The organism is Sphingomonas trueperi, assembly GCF_040545965.1.
Classification (GTDB): domain Bacteria; phylum Pseudomonadota; class Alphaproteobacteria; order Sphingomonadales; family Sphingomonadaceae; genus Sphingomonas; species Sphingomonas trueperi_C.
Genome location: NZ_JBEPMV010000002.1, coordinates 370,888 through 386,977, shown reverse-complemented (window position 1 = coordinate 386,977; position 16,090 = coordinate 370,888). Strand labels below are relative to the sequence as shown.

Annotated in this window: 12 protein-coding genes; 10 read left to right on the top strand and 2 right to left on the bottom strand. The window is 66.0% G+C overall.

Annotated elements, in window-relative coordinates; all coding sequences use genetic code 11:
* Window positions 1–23: 23 nt before the first annotated feature.
* Entirely contained in the window at window positions 24–377 is a 354-nt protein-coding gene (locus ABIC35_RS05640; protein WP_084582629.1) for a MarR family transcriptional regulator, read from the bottom strand.
* Window positions 378–616: 239 nt separating this feature from the next.
* On the opposite strand from ABIC35_RS05640, the gene secG reads away from it, so the two are divergent.
* The 4 genes from secG (at window position 617) to ABIC35_RS05620 (ending at window position 5,374) form a co-directional block, all read left to right on the top strand.
* Entirely contained in the window at window positions 617–973 is a 357-nt protein-coding gene (gene secG / locus ABIC35_RS05635; RefSeq protein ID WP_121077413.1) for a preprotein translocase subunit SecG, read from the top strand.
* A gap of 107 nt (window positions 974–1,080) precedes the next feature.
* Entirely contained in the window at window positions 1,081–2,712 is a 1,632-nt protein-coding gene (locus ABIC35_RS05630; protein ID WP_121077411.1) for a CTP synthase, read from the top strand.
* A gap of 4 nt (window positions 2,713–2,716) precedes the next feature.
* Complete coding sequence (locus tag ABIC35_RS05625) at window positions 2,717–3,376, top strand: peptidylprolyl isomerase (protein ID WP_121077409.1); 660 nt, start codon at window positions 2,717–2,719, stop codon at window positions 3,374–3,376.
* 150 nt (window positions 3,377–3,526) lie between these two features.
* Window positions 3,527–5,374, top strand: a complete 1,848-nt coding sequence (locus ABIC35_RS05620; protein ID WP_121077407.1) for a methyl-accepting chemotaxis protein — start codon at window positions 3,527–3,529, stop codon at window positions 5,372–5,374.
* 98 nt (window positions 5,375–5,472) lie between these two features.
* Here the strand turns inward: ABIC35_RS05620 and ABIC35_RS05615 are convergent, their stop codons facing one another.
* Complete coding sequence (locus ABIC35_RS05615) at window positions 5,473–5,943, bottom strand: Hsp20 family protein (RefSeq protein WP_183049392.1); 471 nt, start codon at window positions 5,941–5,943, stop codon at window positions 5,473–5,475.
* 226 nt (window positions 5,944–6,169) lie between these two features.
* On the opposite strand from ABIC35_RS05615, the gene ABIC35_RS05610 reads away from it, so the two are divergent.
* The 6 genes from ABIC35_RS05610 (at window position 6,170) to ABIC35_RS05585 (ending at window position 16,056) form a co-directional block, all read left to right on the top strand.
* Window positions 6,170–8,545 (top strand): TonB-dependent receptor, encoded by a 2,376-nt coding sequence (locus tag ABIC35_RS05610; protein WP_121079416.1) that lies wholly within the window; start codon window positions 6,170–6,172, stop codon window positions 8,543–8,545.
* A gap of 459 nt (window positions 8,546–9,004) precedes the next feature.
* Window positions 9,005–10,255: a lipoprotein-releasing ABC transporter permease subunit gene (locus ABIC35_RS05605; protein WP_121077405.1), complete on the top strand. Its 1,251-nt coding sequence runs from the start codon at window positions 9,005–9,007 to the stop codon at window positions 10,253–10,255.
* A complete protein-coding gene (locus ABIC35_RS05600) occupies window positions 10,248–10,931 on the top strand; it encodes an ABC transporter ATP-binding protein (RefSeq protein ID WP_121077403.1) in 684 nt (227 codons plus the stop codon). Before ABIC35_RS05605 ends, ABIC35_RS05600 begins: the two co-directional genes overlap by 8 nt.
* Window positions 10,928–11,410, top strand: a complete 483-nt coding sequence (locus tag ABIC35_RS05595; protein WP_121077401.1) for a glutathione peroxidase — start codon at window positions 10,928–10,930, stop codon at window positions 11,408–11,410. The genes ABIC35_RS05600 and ABIC35_RS05595 overlap by 4 nt, the downstream gene beginning before the upstream one ends.
* A 199-nt stretch (window positions 11,411–11,609) precedes the next feature.
* A complete protein-coding gene (dnaE, locus tag ABIC35_RS05590; protein WP_121077399.1) occupies window positions 11,610–15,089 on the top strand; it encodes a DNA polymerase III subunit alpha in 3,480 nt (1,159 codons plus the stop codon).
* Window positions 15,090–15,195: 106 nt separating this feature from the next.
* Entirely contained in the window at window positions 15,196–16,056 is an 861-nt protein-coding gene (locus ABIC35_RS05585; RefSeq protein WP_121077397.1) for a hypothetical protein, read from the top strand.
* Window positions 16,057–16,090 lie beyond the last annotated feature (34 nt).

Here is a 16,090-nt window from a genome sequence, read left to right as displayed (position 1 = left end):
AACGGCCGTCCAGCGCCAGACGCTTACGCGTCGGCGCGCTCTGGGACTGGCTCGCTGAGGTGGTTGCCAGCGAGGAAATGCCCGAACTCTGCAAGAAACTCTGCCCCTTCCGCGGTGCGCGCTACGAAGATGTTGCGCTTGTCGGTGTCGTCGCGCTGGCGGCGCAGATAGCCGAGCGTACCCAGTCGATTCAAGGCACGCGTGACCACCGGCTTCGAGACGTTGAGCGCCCGCGCCAGACCGCGCACCGTATGGGGGCCGGGGTCCAGATATACAAGCATCAGCAGCGCCATCTGCCGATTGGTGAGATCGGGTTCCCCCGAGCGCACATAATCGATCAGCGTATTCTTCCACCCCCACAGGGTCTGTTCGGACATAGCGTTCACAAGCACCACTCGTTCGTTTCAGGCCCGGCACGGCATCGAACCGAAGAAACAAACGCGCATTTTACAACTAGGTTTCAGTGCGCGGGCGAAATGTTGTGCGAAAATCGCGATGAAAATGCCGATCCGCCATGGGGTTGCGCACAGGCGCTTGAGTCGGGGGTGGAACAGGCGGTTGATTGCGCCGGGCGGCTCGCCTATGTCGCGCCCTTCGCTAACGGGCACCGGATTTCATGTTCACCTTCCTCCTCGTCGTTCAGTTCATCATCGCCGCCCTGCTGGTGGGGGTGATCCTCGTTCAGAAGTCGGAGGGTGGCGGTCTCACCTCGGGCGGCAGCCCGGCCGGTCTCATGTCGGCACGCGGTGCGGCCGATTTCCTGACCCGCATGACCGCGATGCTGGCGACCGCATTCATCCTGATGAGCATCGTGCTCGCCTTCCTGGCGGCCACCCGGCACTCGACCAAGATCGACGCGGGCCTGCAGAAGGCGCCCGCCGCGGTCGCCCCGCTCACGGTCCCGACCGCCCCGGCGCCGACCGGCAACGACACGGCGCCGACCGGCAACAGCGCGGTTCCGTTCAGCCAGTAAGCATCCGTAGTTCGCCGCGCTTGCGGCGGATTCACCGTAAAATTTGCGCGACCGGCGGATTCTAACGCTTGCCGGTCTGCGCCCTTTGACGTTAGGCGTTTTCTCCCATGGCGCGGTACATCTTCATCACCGGCGGCGTGGTCTCCTCGCTCGGCAAGGGTCTCATGGCAGCGAGCCTCGCGGCGTTGCTCCAGGCCCGTGGCTATCGAGTCCGCATCCGCAAGTTCGATCCCTATCTCAACGTCGATCCCGGCACGATGTCGCCGCACCAGCATGGTGAGGTGTACGTCACCGACGACGGCGCCGAGACCGATCTCGACCTGGGGCATTACGAGCGCTTCACCGGCGTGACCGCGCGCCAGGCCGACAACGTCACCTCGGGCCGGATCTACAAGACGATCATCGAGCGCGAGCGTCGCGGCGACTATCTGGGCGCCACCGTGCAGGTGGTCCCGCACGTCACTGACGCGATCAAGGCGTTCGCCCAGGCGGAGACCGAGGATCTCGACTTCGTGCTGTGCGAAATCGGCGGCACGGTGGGCGACATCGAGTCGCTGCCGTTCATCGAGGCGATTCGCCAGCTCCGCAACGATCTCGGCCGCGGCCAGACGGTCAGCATCCACGTGACGCTGGTGCCGTACATCGCCGCCGCGGGCGAGCTGAAGACCAAGCCGACCCAGCACAGCGTGCGCGAGCTCGCAGCACTCGGCGTCCAGCCCGACGTGCTGGTGTGCCGTTCGGAGCGGCCGCTGCCGGCGGGCGAGCGCGCCAAGATCGCCCAGTTCTGCAACGTGCCGACCTCGGCGGTGATCCCCGCGCTCGACGCCAAGAGCATCTATGCGGTGCCCTTGCAGTATCACGGCGAAGGCCTGGACGGCGAAGTGCTCAAGGCGTTCGGCATCGAGCCGGGCCCGTCCCCCGACCTCAGCCGCTGGAGCGGCATCGTCGAGCGGCTGCAGAACCCCGAGGGCGAAGTCACCATCGGCGTGGTCGGCAAATATATGGGCGTGCCCGACGCCTATAAGTCGCTCACCGAGGCACTGGTCCATGGCGGCATCGCCAACCGGGTGAAGGTCAACATTCGCTGGCTCGACGCCGAATTGTTCGAGCAGGAAGAGGCCGAAGTCGCCGCAATGCTGGAGCCGATGCACGGCATCCTCGTTCCCGGCGGGTTCGGTGAGCGTGGCAGCGAGGGCAAGATCGCCGGCGTGCGCTTCGCGCGTGAGCGTAACGTGCCGTTCTTCGGCATCTGCCTCGGCATGCAGATGGCGTGCATCGAGGGCGTCCGCGCCCAGGGCATCGCCGACGCCTCGACGACCGAATTCGGCCCGACGCAAGAGCCGGTGGTCGGCATGATTACCGAGTGGATGACTGCCGACGGCCTGCAGAAGCGCGAGGAGGGCGGCGACCTGGGCGGCACGATGCGGCTGGGCGCCTATCCGGCGAAGCTCGGCGGCAACAGCGTCGTCGCGTCGATCTACGGCACCGATTCGATCAGCGAGCGCCACCGCCACCGCTATGAGGTGAACACCGCCTACAAGCCGGTGCTGGAAGAAGGCGGCCTCGTCTTCTCGGGCATGTCGCCCGACGGCACGCTGCCCGAGATCGTCGAGCGGCCGGACCATCCCTGGTTCGTCGGCGTGCAGTTCCACCCCGAGCTCAAGTCCAAGCCGTTCGATCCGCACCCGCTGTTCGCGGGCTTCATCGAAGCCGCCGTCAAGCACTCGCGGCTCGTCTAGGCGCGTGCTGCGACGGGCCTTCGTCGCCGGGCTGGCGCTGCTGGCGGTGTCCGCAGCGCCGGCACCGCCGCAGCCGCGGACCGTTCCCGGCCAGGTCCGGGTGCGGCTGGTGACGAGCATGGGCGCGATCACGCTGGCGCTCGACGCCAAGCGCGCGCCCAAGACGGTCGCCAACTTCCTCGCCTATGTCGATGACGGACGGCTGGAGGGCACCAATTTCTACCGCACCGCGCGGCGCAAGACCGAGCCGACCAAAGGCTTCATCCAGGGCGGCGTCGGCACCGATGCGCGGCGCATGCTCGACCCCTTGCCGCTGGAGCCGACCAGCAAGACGGGGCTCAAGCACCTGAACGGCACCATCTCGATGGCGCATGGGCCGAACCCCAATTCGGCCAACGGCAATTTCTCGATCATGGTCGGCGACAATCCGGGGCTCGACGCGCGCGGTGCCAACCTCGGCTTCGCGGCGTTCGGCCAGGTGATCGGGGGCATGGACGTGGTCCAGCGCATCCTCGCGTTGCCCAGCGGCGGCGGGCGCGACGTGATGAAGGGCCAGATGATACTCAAGCCGGTGACGATCGTCCGCGCCGAGCGGCTGGACGGGGCGGCGAAGCCCACCGGACGGGTGCGGCCGTGGCTGCTGGGGTTGAAGCCGGCGGGGTGATCTACGAGGCCGATGGCCGCATTATCCATTGATAATGAAGCATAAAATTTGCCAACTTGCCGCCTTGATCGCGCGCTTGTGGCTATAATGTTTCCAACCGTTTCAGCTTCGCGCCTCTCGCCTGGTTGCTGCCGGTGGGAGACTGGTCGCATGCTTTCCGGCTACACTATTCGCGCGAAGCTGATGTTCTGCCTGGCGCTGTTCGCCGCCGCATTCCTGATCATCATCGGTACGCTGAGCCTCAGCGTTCGATCAAATACTGCCAAGTTCGACACGCTCCTTGCCGATCGCGTGCTACCGCTTCGGCAGATCAAGGCGGTAGCCGATGCCTATGCCGTCAGCATCGTTGATGCATCGCACAAGGCGCGCAACGGCAATTTCACGCTTGCAGAAGCTGAGCGCCGCATAGCGGCTGGCCGGGCGCAGGCCGCGGCGAACTGGAAAGCGTATAGCGGCACGTCGATCAGCGGTCGTGAGGCTGAACTGGCTGCGGCGGCAGAGTCGCGCATCCGTGCGGCCGATGCGGAGGCCGACGCTTTGGAAGCCATTCTGAAGCGCGATGATCGTGCTGGGCTCGACGCCTTTGTCGTCCATCGCCTCTATCCCGCCATCGATCCTGTCTCGGATGCCCTGAGCGCGCTGGTCGCGGAGCAGATACGCATTGCCGAAGGGCTGACGAGCGATGCGAGCGCGATGAATCGCCTCGTCGGCTGGATTGCAATCGGGATCGGCATCCTTGTTTTGGGAGTCTGGCTGTTCGCGCTGCAGATCGCGCGGCGGAGCATCATCCAGCCTATCGGTACGCTGGCGGACACAATGGAAGCGCTCGCCGCGGCACATGAGACGACGATCCCCTATACCAAGCAGGTCGACGAGATCGGCCGCATGGCCCGCGCCTGCGAGATCTTCCGCCTCGCGGCCGCCGAGCAGGCGCGCGCCGAAGAAGAGAATGCCGCGACCCAGGCCCAGGTTACCAGCGCGTTGCGCTCGGCGATCACGGCGATCTCGGCGGGTGACCTGACGCGCGATATCCGGGATCCCTTCCCGACCGATTATGAGCCCGTCCGGCAGGAGTTCAACGCGGCACTGGGCAGCCTGCGGGGATTGATCGCCGCGGTGCTGGAAAGCGCCACGGCCATCAACACCGGTGCGGACGAAATCGCCCACGCCTCCGAAGATTTGGCGCGGCGCACCGAAGCCAATGCCGCCAGCCTCGAAGAAACCGCGGCTGCGATCACACAGATGGACGGCCGGCTGAAGGCCACCGCCACTGCGGCGACCGAGACGGTTTCTCGGGCCGATGGTGCCACTGCGACGGTTGGGAGCGGTCGCGAAACCACGGACGCCGCGGTGCTGGCAATGACGCGCGTGGCCGAAAGCGCCAAGGGCATCGACAGCGTGATCGAGGGTCTCGACAAGATTGCTTTCCAGACGCGCGTGCTGGCGATGAACGCGGCCGTGGAGGCGGGCCGGGCGGGCGAGGCGGGGCGGGGCTTCGCGGTGGTCGCGGACCTTGTCTCGGCGCTGGCGATGCGCGCTGAAGAAGAGGCTGGGCGCGCCCGAGACCAGCTGACGGCGACGCAAACCGATATCGTCGCCGCAGTCGGCATGGTGCAGAAGGTGGATATGGCGCTCGCGGTCATCGCCTCCGATGTCGGAGAAGTGCACAGCCTTCTGGCCGGTATGGCGTCGGACAATCAGGCGCAATCGACCGCTGTGACCCAGATCTCGTCCGCTGTCGGCACGATGGACCATTCGACCCAGCAGAATGCCGCGATGGTAGAGCAGACGTCGGCGGCGGCACGCAATCTGTCGGGCGAAGTGCAGGCCCTCCTGGTGCAGGCCAATCGGTTCGATGTTGGTGCTCGTAGCGGCAGTCAGAAGCGTGCGCCGCGCATGGCAGCCCCGTCGCCCGGCTATGTCTCGCCCGTCAAGCCGCTGCTGGCGCCTGCGCGCGCGACTGCCGCAACTGGCGATGGCGAATGGGCGTCGTTCTAACCCTATTGCACTCCCAAAAGAAAAGGCGCCCGGACCGAAGCCCGGGCGCCCCGTCGCGGCGCCTAAGGGAGGGGGACGCCGCGAGCTCTCAGATTGGGTTACGCTGCGTTGGCCGTGCGATGGTCGATCGCGGCCGGCTCGCTGCCGGTACCCACCTGGATCTTCTTGGGCTTCATCGCCTCGGGCACTTCGCGCAGCAGCTCGATCGTCAGCAGGCCGTCGGCCAGGTTGGCGCTTTCCACCCGCACGAAATCGGCGAGTTCGAAGCGGCGCTCGAAGCTGCGGTTGGCGATGCCCAGGTGCAGATAATTGCCCTGGTTGTTCTCATTCTCCCCGGCCTTCTTGCCGGCGACCAGCAGCAGGTTCTGCTGCGCGGTGATGTCGATCTCCTCGGGCTTGAAGCCAGCCACCGCGATGGTGATGCGGTAACGGTCTTCGGCAAGACGCTCGAGGTTGAAGGGGGGATAGTTTTCCGAATTCGCCTGGCGGGCGCTGGCTTCGAGCATGTCGAACAGCCGGTCGAACCCGATTGCCGAGCGACGGAACGGAGTAAAGTCGAGTTGACGCATCTTCAGATTCTCCTGTGAGCAATTTGAACGTCGATAGTTTCGATGCCCGGCCAACTGCCGCGACACCGGTGCGAAGCCCGTTCGGCGCCTCGCCACGCTGATCTGGTGTTGCGGTTCACGGATTCAAGAGGTGCCCCAATCGCGGCTAGGCGGCGCTAAACATCTCCTTCCTCGCTAAACCCCATCGTTGCAGTGGAGATTGGACGCAACGAACTAGGGGAACATGATGAGCCTGCCGCTGATTCCGCTGCTGCTGCTATCCGCTGCGATGCCTGCCGCGCACGATCCCGACGTGCCGGTGCCTGCTGCCGCAGACGAACCGCAGCGTCAGGACGGCGACATCGTCGTGACCGCCCGGCGGCGCGAGGAGCGCATCCAGGAAGTGCCGGTCGCGATATCGGTGCTGAGCGGCGCTGCGCTGGCCGAGGCTGGGGCGTTCAACGTCAGCCGCATCCAGCAATCGCAGCCGGCGCTGCAATTCTATTCGAGCAACCCGCGCAACACCGCGATCAACATCCGCGGGCTCGGCGCACCGTTCGGGCTCACCAATGACGGGATCGAGCAGGGCGTCGGCTTCTATGTCGACGGCGTCTATATCGGCCGGGTTGGCGCCTCGACCTTCGACTTCGTCGACGTCGAGCGCGTCGAGGTGCTGCGCGGGCCGCAGGGCACGCTCTACGGCAAGAACACCACGGCGGGCGCGATCAACATCACCACGCGCAAGCCGAGCTTCACCCCCGAGGTGCGCTATGAGGTGAGCGCGGGGGGCTATGACTTCCTCCAGATCAAGGGCTCGGCCTCGGCGCCGATCGCCGATGACAAGCTGGCGGTGCGGCTGTCGACCTCGGTGACCAAGCGCCAGGGCACGATCTACGACACCAAGTCGGACAGCAACCTCCACCGGCTCGACAATTACGGGGTGCGCGGCCAGCTGCTGTGGCGTGCGGCGCCCAATCTCGACCTGACCCTGTCGGGCGACTTCAACCTGCAGAACCCACTGTGCTGCGTGCAATATTATGTCCGCACCGGCGCGACCCAGCGGCCGCTCAACCGGCAATATGCGGCACTGGCGGCGGCGTTCGGCTATGCGCCGCCGAGCACCGATCCGTTCGACCGCAGGACCGATCTCGATGCCGATATCAATTCGCGCCAGGAAATCGGCGGCGCCTCGCTGGTGGCGAACTGGGACCTGGGTGCGGCGACGATAACCTCGGTGAGCGCCTGGCGCTATTGGGACTGGCAGCCGGCCAACGACCGCGACTTCGTCGGCTTGCCGATCACCACCGTCTCGCAGAACCCGTCGCAGCAGAAGCAGGTGACGCAGGAGCTGCGGATCGCCTCCAACGGCAAGAACAAGCTCGACTACACCGCGGGCGTGTTCGTCTTCCACCAGACGATCGACACCCAGGGCTCGCAGGTGCAGGGCCCGGCGGCGAGCCGCTGGCTGCTCAACCCGACCAGCGCGGCGGCGAACAATCCCGCGACGCTCAATGGGCTCACCTCGAAGAACACGATCGGCTTCGACAACACCAGCTTCGCGGTGTTCGGCAAGCTCAACTGGGAAGTGGTGCCGAAGCTGCGCTTCCAGCCCGGCCTGCGGGTGAACTACGACAAGAAGACCGGCTCGTATTTGGCGGTGGTCACCAACGGCGCGGGGAGCACGACGCTCACCGCCGATCAGCGCGGGGTGCTGGCGCCGCAGAATTATTCGGCGCGGTTCAGCGACTGGAACGTCTCGGGCGACGCGACGCTCTCTTACGACTTTGCGCGCGACGTGCATGGCTATGCGACCTATGCGCGCAGCTTCAAGTCGGGTGGCGTTAACCTGTCCGGCCTGCCGCTGGATGCCAACAACAACCCGATCCTCGCCGCTGCCTCGGTCAAGCCGGAGAAGGTCAATCACTTCGAGCTGGGGCTGAAGACCCAGTTCCTCGATCGCCGCGCCACCTTTAACCTCGCCGGCTTCTGGACCGAGGTGAAGGATTATCAGGCGACGGTAACCAACGGCCAGCTCGGCGTGATCCGCGGCTATCTCGCCAATGCCGACAAGGTGCGCGTGCGCGGCGTCGAGTTCGATTCGAACTTCCAGCCGACCGATCGCTTCAAGCTCTACGTCAACGGCGCCTATACCGACGCCAAATATGTCCGCTTCCGCGACGCACCGTGCCCGCCCGAACTGTCGGGCGGCACCACGGGTGCGACACCGAGCGCACCCGGCACCCCGGGCGGGGTGAGCCCGGCTAATTGCGACATTTCCGGCCAGGTGCTGCCCGGCATCTCGAAATGGGCGCTAGGCTTCGGCGGCGAAGTGAACGTGCCGGTGCAGGAAGGCCAGGTCTATCTTGGCTATGACGGCAGCTGGCGCTCGCGCTTCTCGTCCAACCCGTCGCCCTCGGCCTATACCTGGATTGACGGGTACTCGCTGTCGAGCTTCCGGCTCGGCTATCGCAAGGGCAAGGTGAACGCCTTCGCCTGGGTGCGGAACGCCTTCGACAAGCGCTATTTCGAGCTGCTCTCGGTGCAGTCGGGCAATACCGGGCTGATCGTCGGCCAGCCGGGCGACCCGCGCACCTGGGGTTTCACGATCAGCGGTTCCTTCTGATCGTGACATGCACTGGCCTCCCGCCTTGGCCGGGGGAGGTTAGCGGGCGGGGCAGGGCGACCTGCTCCGCCCGATAGCATATCGGAAGGGCGGCCCGTTCTGGTACAGGGGGCGCACGCGGCAAGTAAGGTCACGGCTGCGACGCGCATAGTTGCCGCCAGAATGGATGCGGAAAAGCAAACGCCCGGGCCGTTTCCGACCCGGGCGCCTGCGTGACGACTGCTCGTCAGCCCCCTTAGTAGGTTCCCGCTTCAAACACTTGCGATTGCTCGCCTGTGGAGCTGGGAACCTTCCCCGAACCGTGGCCTTTTTGCGCCTGCGCTTCGACGGTTTCTTGGTAGAAGGCCGAAGCGCCTTTGTCACCGGTCGACAGCTTGGCGTCAGCAGATTGCGGCAAGCCTGTGTCGAATCGGCAACAGAACGCTTCCCACGCCGGGCAACCGGCCCTAGAGGATCCCCATGCTACTCTCGCGCTACGAGCGAATGATCGCCCGCCGCTATCTGCTGCCCGGGCGCAGCGAAGCTTTTATTGCCGTCGTCGCCGGCTTCAGCCTGGTCGCCGTGATGCTCGGCGTTGCCGCGCTGATCGTGGTGATGAGCGTGATGAACGGCTTCCGCGCCGAGCTGTTCGACAAGATCTCCGGGCTGAACGGCCATGCCGTGGTGCAGGGCTATAACGGCCAGCTGCGCGACTGGCGCCGCATCGCCGACGAGGCCAAGGCGATCCCCGGCGTCACCGCCGCCACCCCGCTGATCGAGCAGCCGCTGTTCGCCAGCTATAACGGCCGGGTCGAGTTCGCGCTGGTCCGCGGGCTGCGGCTGGAAGACATCCTCAACAACCCGACGCTGAAGGGCAAGGAGATCCTGGGTTCGTTCAAGAACCTCAAGCCCGGCAGCGAGCAGATCGCGATCGGATCGCGGCTGGCCGAGGCGCTGGGCGCGTCGATCGGCAGCCAGATCTCGATCATCAATCCGCAAGGGTCGGCCACCCCCTTCGGCACCATGCCGCGCATCGTCCAGTACCGCATCGCCGCGATCTTCGAGGTGGGCGTGTACGATTATGACAAGGCCTATATCATCATGCCGATGCAGGATGCGCAGACGCTGCTGCTGCTCGGCGATTCGGTGCAGATGGTCCGCATCGACACCAACAAGCCCGAGAAGATCGACGAGGTGATCCGACCGCTCGCCGACAAGGTGGCCAATATCGGCCAGATCACCGACTGGCGGCAGATGAACCGCGAGCTGTTCGAGGCGATCTCGCTCGACCGGACCGTGACGTTTACCGTGGTCTCGATCATCCTGGTGGTCGCGGCGTTCAACATCATCTCGTCGCTGATCATGCTGGTCCAGGCCAAGCGGCGCGACATCGCGGTGCTGCGGACGATGGGCGCGAGCAAGAGCGGGCTGATGCGCATCTTCGTGACGGTCGGCACCACGATCGGCGCACTGGGCGTGCTGGCCGGGATGATCCTGGGCTTTCTGATCGTGAACTATCGCGAGGGCGTGGCGACCTTCATCGGGCTGGTGACCGGCCAGAAGGTATGGGACCCGCAGATGCGCTTCCTCACCGAGCTGCCCGCCAAGACCGATCCGCTGCAGACCATCGCGATCTGCGCGATGGCGCTGCTCTTCACCTTCCTCGCCACCCTCTACCCTGCGTGGAAGGCGGCGAGCACCGATCCCGTCCAGGTACTGCGCTATGAATGAACCGGTTCTCCAGACCCGCGACCTGCGGCGCAGCTTCGAGCAGGGCGGGGTTCGGATCGACGTGCTGCGCGGGGTCGACCTTGCGGTGCAGCCCGGCGAGATCGTGGCGCTGCTCGGGCCCTCGGGCTCGGGCAAGTCGACCCTGCTCCAGGCGGTGGGGCTGCTCGAAGGCGGGTTCGAGGGATCGATCCGCATCGGCGGCGAAGAGGCGGCCCAGCTGCCCGCCGGCGGCCGGACCGAGATGCGGCGCGACAAACTCGCCTTCATCTACCAGTTCCACCATCTGCTGCCCGATTTCGACGCGACCGAGAATGTCGTGCTGCCGCAGCTGATCCGCGGCGCGACCCGCGGGGCGGCGCAGGCACGCGCGACCGAGCTGCTCAGCCAGCTTGGCCTCGGCCACCGGCTGACCCACCGGCCCAACCAGCTTTCGGGCGGCGAGCAGCAGCGTGTGGCGGTCGCCCGCGCGCTTGCCAACCGGCCGCCGCTGGTGCTGGCGGACGAACCCACCGGCAATCTCGACGAGGCGACCTCGGACCGCGTGTTCGGCGAGTTCCTCAACCTGGTGCGCAACGAAGGTTCGGCCGCGTTGGTGGCGACCCACAATGAACGGCTGGCGGCACGCATGGACCGCGTGGTGCGGCTCCACGAAGGGCGCCTGGAGGAAATGGCATGAGCGAGGCGATCACGCAGATCCCGGTGACGCTGCCCGACGGCACCACCAGCGACCTGTCCAAGTTCACCGGCCAGGTGCTGCTGATCGTCAACACCGCGTCCAAGTGCGGTTTCACGCCGCAGTACAAGGAGCTGGAGCAGCTGTGGCGCGCCTATCGCGATCGCGGCTTTTCGGTGCTGGCCTTCCCGTGCAACCAGTTCGGCGCGCAGGAACCCGGCAATGCCGAGGAAATCGCCAGCTTCTGCTCGCTCACCTATGACGTGACCTTCCCGATCTTCGCCAAGGTCGACGTCAACGGCAGCAATGCGGCGCCCTTGTTCCAGGCGCTCAAGGCGCAGGCGCCGGGGCTGATGGGCACCCAGGCGATCAAGTGGAACTTCACCAAGTTCCTGGTCAACCGCGCGGGCGAGGTGGTCGAGCGCTATGCTCCCACGACCGCGCCGAGTGCGATCGGCGCGGATATCGAGGCGCTGCTCTAAGCATTCGAAAAGCATGAAAAAGCACGACCGGAGCGGGAGGTGTGTGGATGCTCCGGTCGCGTGCTTCGTTTACCATATCTTCATTGCCTTGCAGGTGTAGATCGATCCGTTCCGGCGGTATCACTCGGCCGGGCGCAAAAGCTGTGGAGAAGCGCGGCTGCGGGTTGGCAATTCGGCGCGCGAGCTCCTAGGTTCGGGCATGGCGCATTCCGGTTTCGTCCCGCTTCGGGTTTTTTCCTGCTACACCATGCTCGAAGGGGCGATCGACCCCAAGGCGATCGCCAAGCACGCCAAGAACCACGGCTTCCCCGCCATCGCCGTCGCCGATCGCAACGGCCTCTATGCCGCGATGAGCTTTTCGGACGCTGCCAAGAAGGCCGGCGTCCAGCCGATCGTCGGCACGCTGCTGGCGGTGAAGCGCTCGAACCTTGCCGAGGGGCTCAACGTGCCGATCGACTGGCTCGCGCTCTATGCGCAGGACCAGACCGGCTATGAAAATCTCTGCCACCTCGTCTCGCAGGCGCATTTGGACCGCCCGATCGAGGAGGATGCGCATGTCCCTTTCGCAGCGCTCACCGGTCACACCGACGGGCTGCTCTGCCTGACTGCCGGCGCCGAGGGCGCGCTCGCCCGGCTCTATGCCGAGGGGCAGGACAAGACGGCCGAGGCCTATGCGACCCAGCTCGAGGCGCTGTTCCCCGAGCGGCTCTATGTCGAGATCGCCCGCCGCAACAACGACATCGAGACTCGCGCCGAGGCCAAGCTGGTCGACCTCGCCTATGCGCGCAACCTGCCGCTGGTCGGCACCAACCCGGCTTGCTTCGCCGAGGCCGATTTCTACGACGCGCACGATGCGATGCTCTGCATCGCCAACTCGACCTATCTCGAGACCGACGATCGCCCGCGCTCCTCGCCCGAGGTCTGGCTCAAGCCGGCCGAGACGATGAAGACCAACTTCGCCGACCTGCCGGAGGCGATCGAGAACACGCTCGTCGTCGCCCAGCGCTGTGCCTATGCCGCGCCCAAGCGCAAGCCTATCCTCCCCAGCCTCGCCGGCGACCGCGAGGGCGAGGCTGCGATGCTGCGCGAACGCAGCTGGCAGGGCCTGAAGGACCGGCTCGATTTCGCCGGGATCACCGATCCCGCCGAAGTGGAGGTATATAACCAGCGCCTCCAGTTCGAGCTCGACATCATCATCCAGATGGGGTTCCCGGGTTACTTCCTGATCGTCGCGGACTTCATCCAGTGGGCGAAATCGAACGACATTCCGGTGGGGCCGGGGCGTGGTTCGGGTGCGGGCTCGGCGGTCGCCTGGGCGCTGACCATCACCGATCTCGATCCGCTCAAGCTGGGTCTGCTGTTCGAACGCTTCCTCAACCCGGAACGCGTCTCGATGCCCGACTTCGACATCGACTTCTGCGAAACCCGGCGCGGCGAAGTGATCCGCTATGTGCAGGAGAAGTACGGCCGAGATCACGTGGCGCAGATCATCACCTTCGGGACGATGAAGGCGCGCGCGGTGATCAAGGACGTCGGCCGCGTGCTGCAGATGAGCTATGGCCAGGTCGATCGTCTCGCCAAGCAGATCCCGAACCACCCAACCGATCCCTGGACGCTCGAGCGCACGCTGAACGGGGTCAGCGAGTTCCTCGCCGAGTATAACGGCAACGAGGATGTGAAGCGCCTCGTCGACCTGTCGATGCGGATGGAAGGCCTGCCGCGCCACAGCTCGACCCACGCCGCCGGCGTGGTGATCGGCGACCGGCCGCTTGCGCAGCTGGTGCCGCTCTACCGCGACCCGCGCTCGGACATGCCGGTCACCCAGTTCGATATGAAGAATGTCGAAGGCGCCGGGCTGGTGAAGTTCGACTTTCTCGGCCTCAAGACGCTGTCGGTGCTCAAGAAGGCGGTGGTGCTGCTCGCCAAGCGCGGCATCGACGTCAATCTCGATCGGCTCGATTGGGACGACGAGGGCGTCTATGCCTTGCTCCAGCGCGGCGACACGGTGGGCGTGTTCCAGCTGGAATCCGAAGGCATGCGCCGCACGCTGACCGCGGTGCGGCCGACCAATTTCGGCGACATCGTCGCGCTCGTCTCGCTCTATCGCCCGGGTCCGATGGACAACATCCCGACCTTCGGTGCGCGCAAGGCGGGCCGTGAGCCCATCATCTACCCGCACGATCTGCTCGAGCCGATCCTGAAGGAGACCTACGGGATCTTCGTCTATCAGGAGCAGGTGATGCAGGCCGCGCAGATCCTCGCCGGCTATACGCTCGGCGGCGCAGACATGCTGCGGCGCGCGATGGGCAAGAAGGTCAAGGCGGAGATGGACGCCCAGCGCAGCATCTTCGTCAAGGGCTGCAAGGAAGTGAACGACATTCCGGCGGCCAAGGCGAACGAGCTGTTCGACTTGATCGACAAGTTCGCCGGCTACGGTTTCAACAAGTCGCACGCCGCCGCCTACGCGCTGCTCGCCTATCAGACGGCGTGGCTGAAGGCGCACCATCCGCACGAATTCTTCGCCGCCTCCATGGCCTACGACATCCACCAGACCGACAAGCTGGCGGTGTTCGCCGACGACATGCGGCGGCTGGGTATCGAGGCGACCTCGCCCGACATCAACGCCAGCGAGGCCGACTTTACCGTCCAGGCGAGCGGCGAGGGGCTGGCGGTGCGCTATGCGCTCGGCGCGCTCAAGGGCGTGGGCGAGCGGGCGATGGAGCTGCTGGTCGAGGAGCGCGAGAAGAACGGCCGCTTCGCCAGCCTCGACGATTTCGCCAAGCGGGTCGATCCGCGCGTGCTCAACAAGCGCCAGCTGGAAACGCTCGCCTCGGCGGGTGCGTTCGACAGCATCGAGCCCAATCGCGCGGGCGTCCATGCCGCGGCGGAGACGATCCTCGCGGTCGCCCAGCGCGACCATGCCACCCGGATGAGCGGGCAGGGCGGGCTGTTCGGCGATGCCGAGCCGGCGGGCGGCGGGATTACCGTGCCTAAGGATGCGGTCTGGTCGATGTCCGACAAGATCAACGCCGAGAAGGATGCCTTTGGCTATTATTTCTCGGCACATCCGCTCGACCGCTACGAGCATCTGTTCCGCGGCCAGGGCGTGCGCGACATCGCCTCGCTCCCCGACATGCAGATCCCCGAGGGCGCGCGGGTCAACGCCCAGATCGCCGCGCTGATCGAGGATTGCCGCTACCGCACCTCGGCGCGCGGCAACCGCTATCTGATGGCGACGATCTCGGATCGCAGCGCGCAGATCCAGACCTCGTGCTTCGAGGAGTTGATCGCCAAGGACATGGAGGCCTGCGCAAACGGCACCGGCTGCGCGATCCTGACGCTGGAGCTCGACAAGCGGCCGGGCGAGGATACCCCGCGTGCGGCGGTGAAGCGCGTGCAGCCCTTCGACACGCTGGCGGGCACCACCCAGCTGATCCTGGAGATCCGCATCGAGGATCCGACGGTGCCGGCGCAGCTGGCCGCACTGGTCGGCGAACTGCGCGGCGGGGGCAGGGGCGAGATCCTGCTCCACGCCCCGATCGATGGCGGCGAGGCGACGGTGATGCTCGGCCGCGGCTTCCGGCTCGATACCGAGCTGGCGGCGCAGATCGAGACGATGCCGGGCGTCCAGGCCGCCTCGCTGATCCCGGCGAGCATGAAGCTGCAGGCGGCGGCCTGAGCCTGATCGCGCCCGTTTCTCAACGTTCCCGGCCAAAGCCTCTATAATACAGGAGGATCGGAACGGGCGCGCCGTCTGCGGGGCGGCGCGCCTCGGGGGGACACGCTTGGCCTATCATCTCTGCCTGGTGCAGCCCGAGGGCTATGCCCATAGCGGCGCGCTGCTCGAACTTGCCGAACTGGTGTTCCATGGCCTGAGCGACCTCGGCCATCCGGTGACGATCGCGCTCAACGAAATCCGCGAGCGGGGACGCAACATCCTGGTCGGCGCGCATTTGCTCGACCATGGCGTCATCGACCGACTGCCCGAAGGCACCATCCTGCTCAACAGCGAGCAGTTGCAGGCCGAGGACAGCGGCTGGACCGGCGTGATGCTCCACGCCGCGCGCCGCTTCGAGATCTGGGATTACAGCCCCCGCAATGTGGCGCGGCTGGCGCAGGTGGCGGGGGCGCATACTAGGCTGCTGCCGATCGGCTATCACGCCGCCCTGGACCGGATCGCGCCAGCGGCCGAGCAGGATATCGACGTGCTCTTCTACGGCTCGATCAACCCGCGTCGGCGGGCGGTGCTCGACGGGCTTGAAGCTGCCGGGCTGCGGGTGGAGCATCTGTTCGGGATCTACGGGCCCGATCGCGATGCGGTGGTCGCGCGGTCGAAGCTGGTGCTCAACGTCCATTATTATCCCACGCATATCTTCGAGATCGTTCGCGTCTTCTACCTGATGGCCAACGGCAAGGCGGTGGTGAGCGAAGTCGCGGCCGATACCGCGGTGGACCCGGTGTATCTGCCCGGCATCGCGGCGTGTCCGTACGAAGGACTGGTCGAACGCTGCGTGGCGCTGGTGGGCAATCAGGATGCGCGGACGGCTTTGGAAGCCGCGGCGCGGGCGGCGATCCGCAAGGTGCCGCAGGCCGAGGGCATGGCGGCGATGCTGGCGCTGCCGCCGGATGTGCGTCGCGCGGGGTAAGGGATTGCCCCCTCCACCATTCGCTGACGCGAAT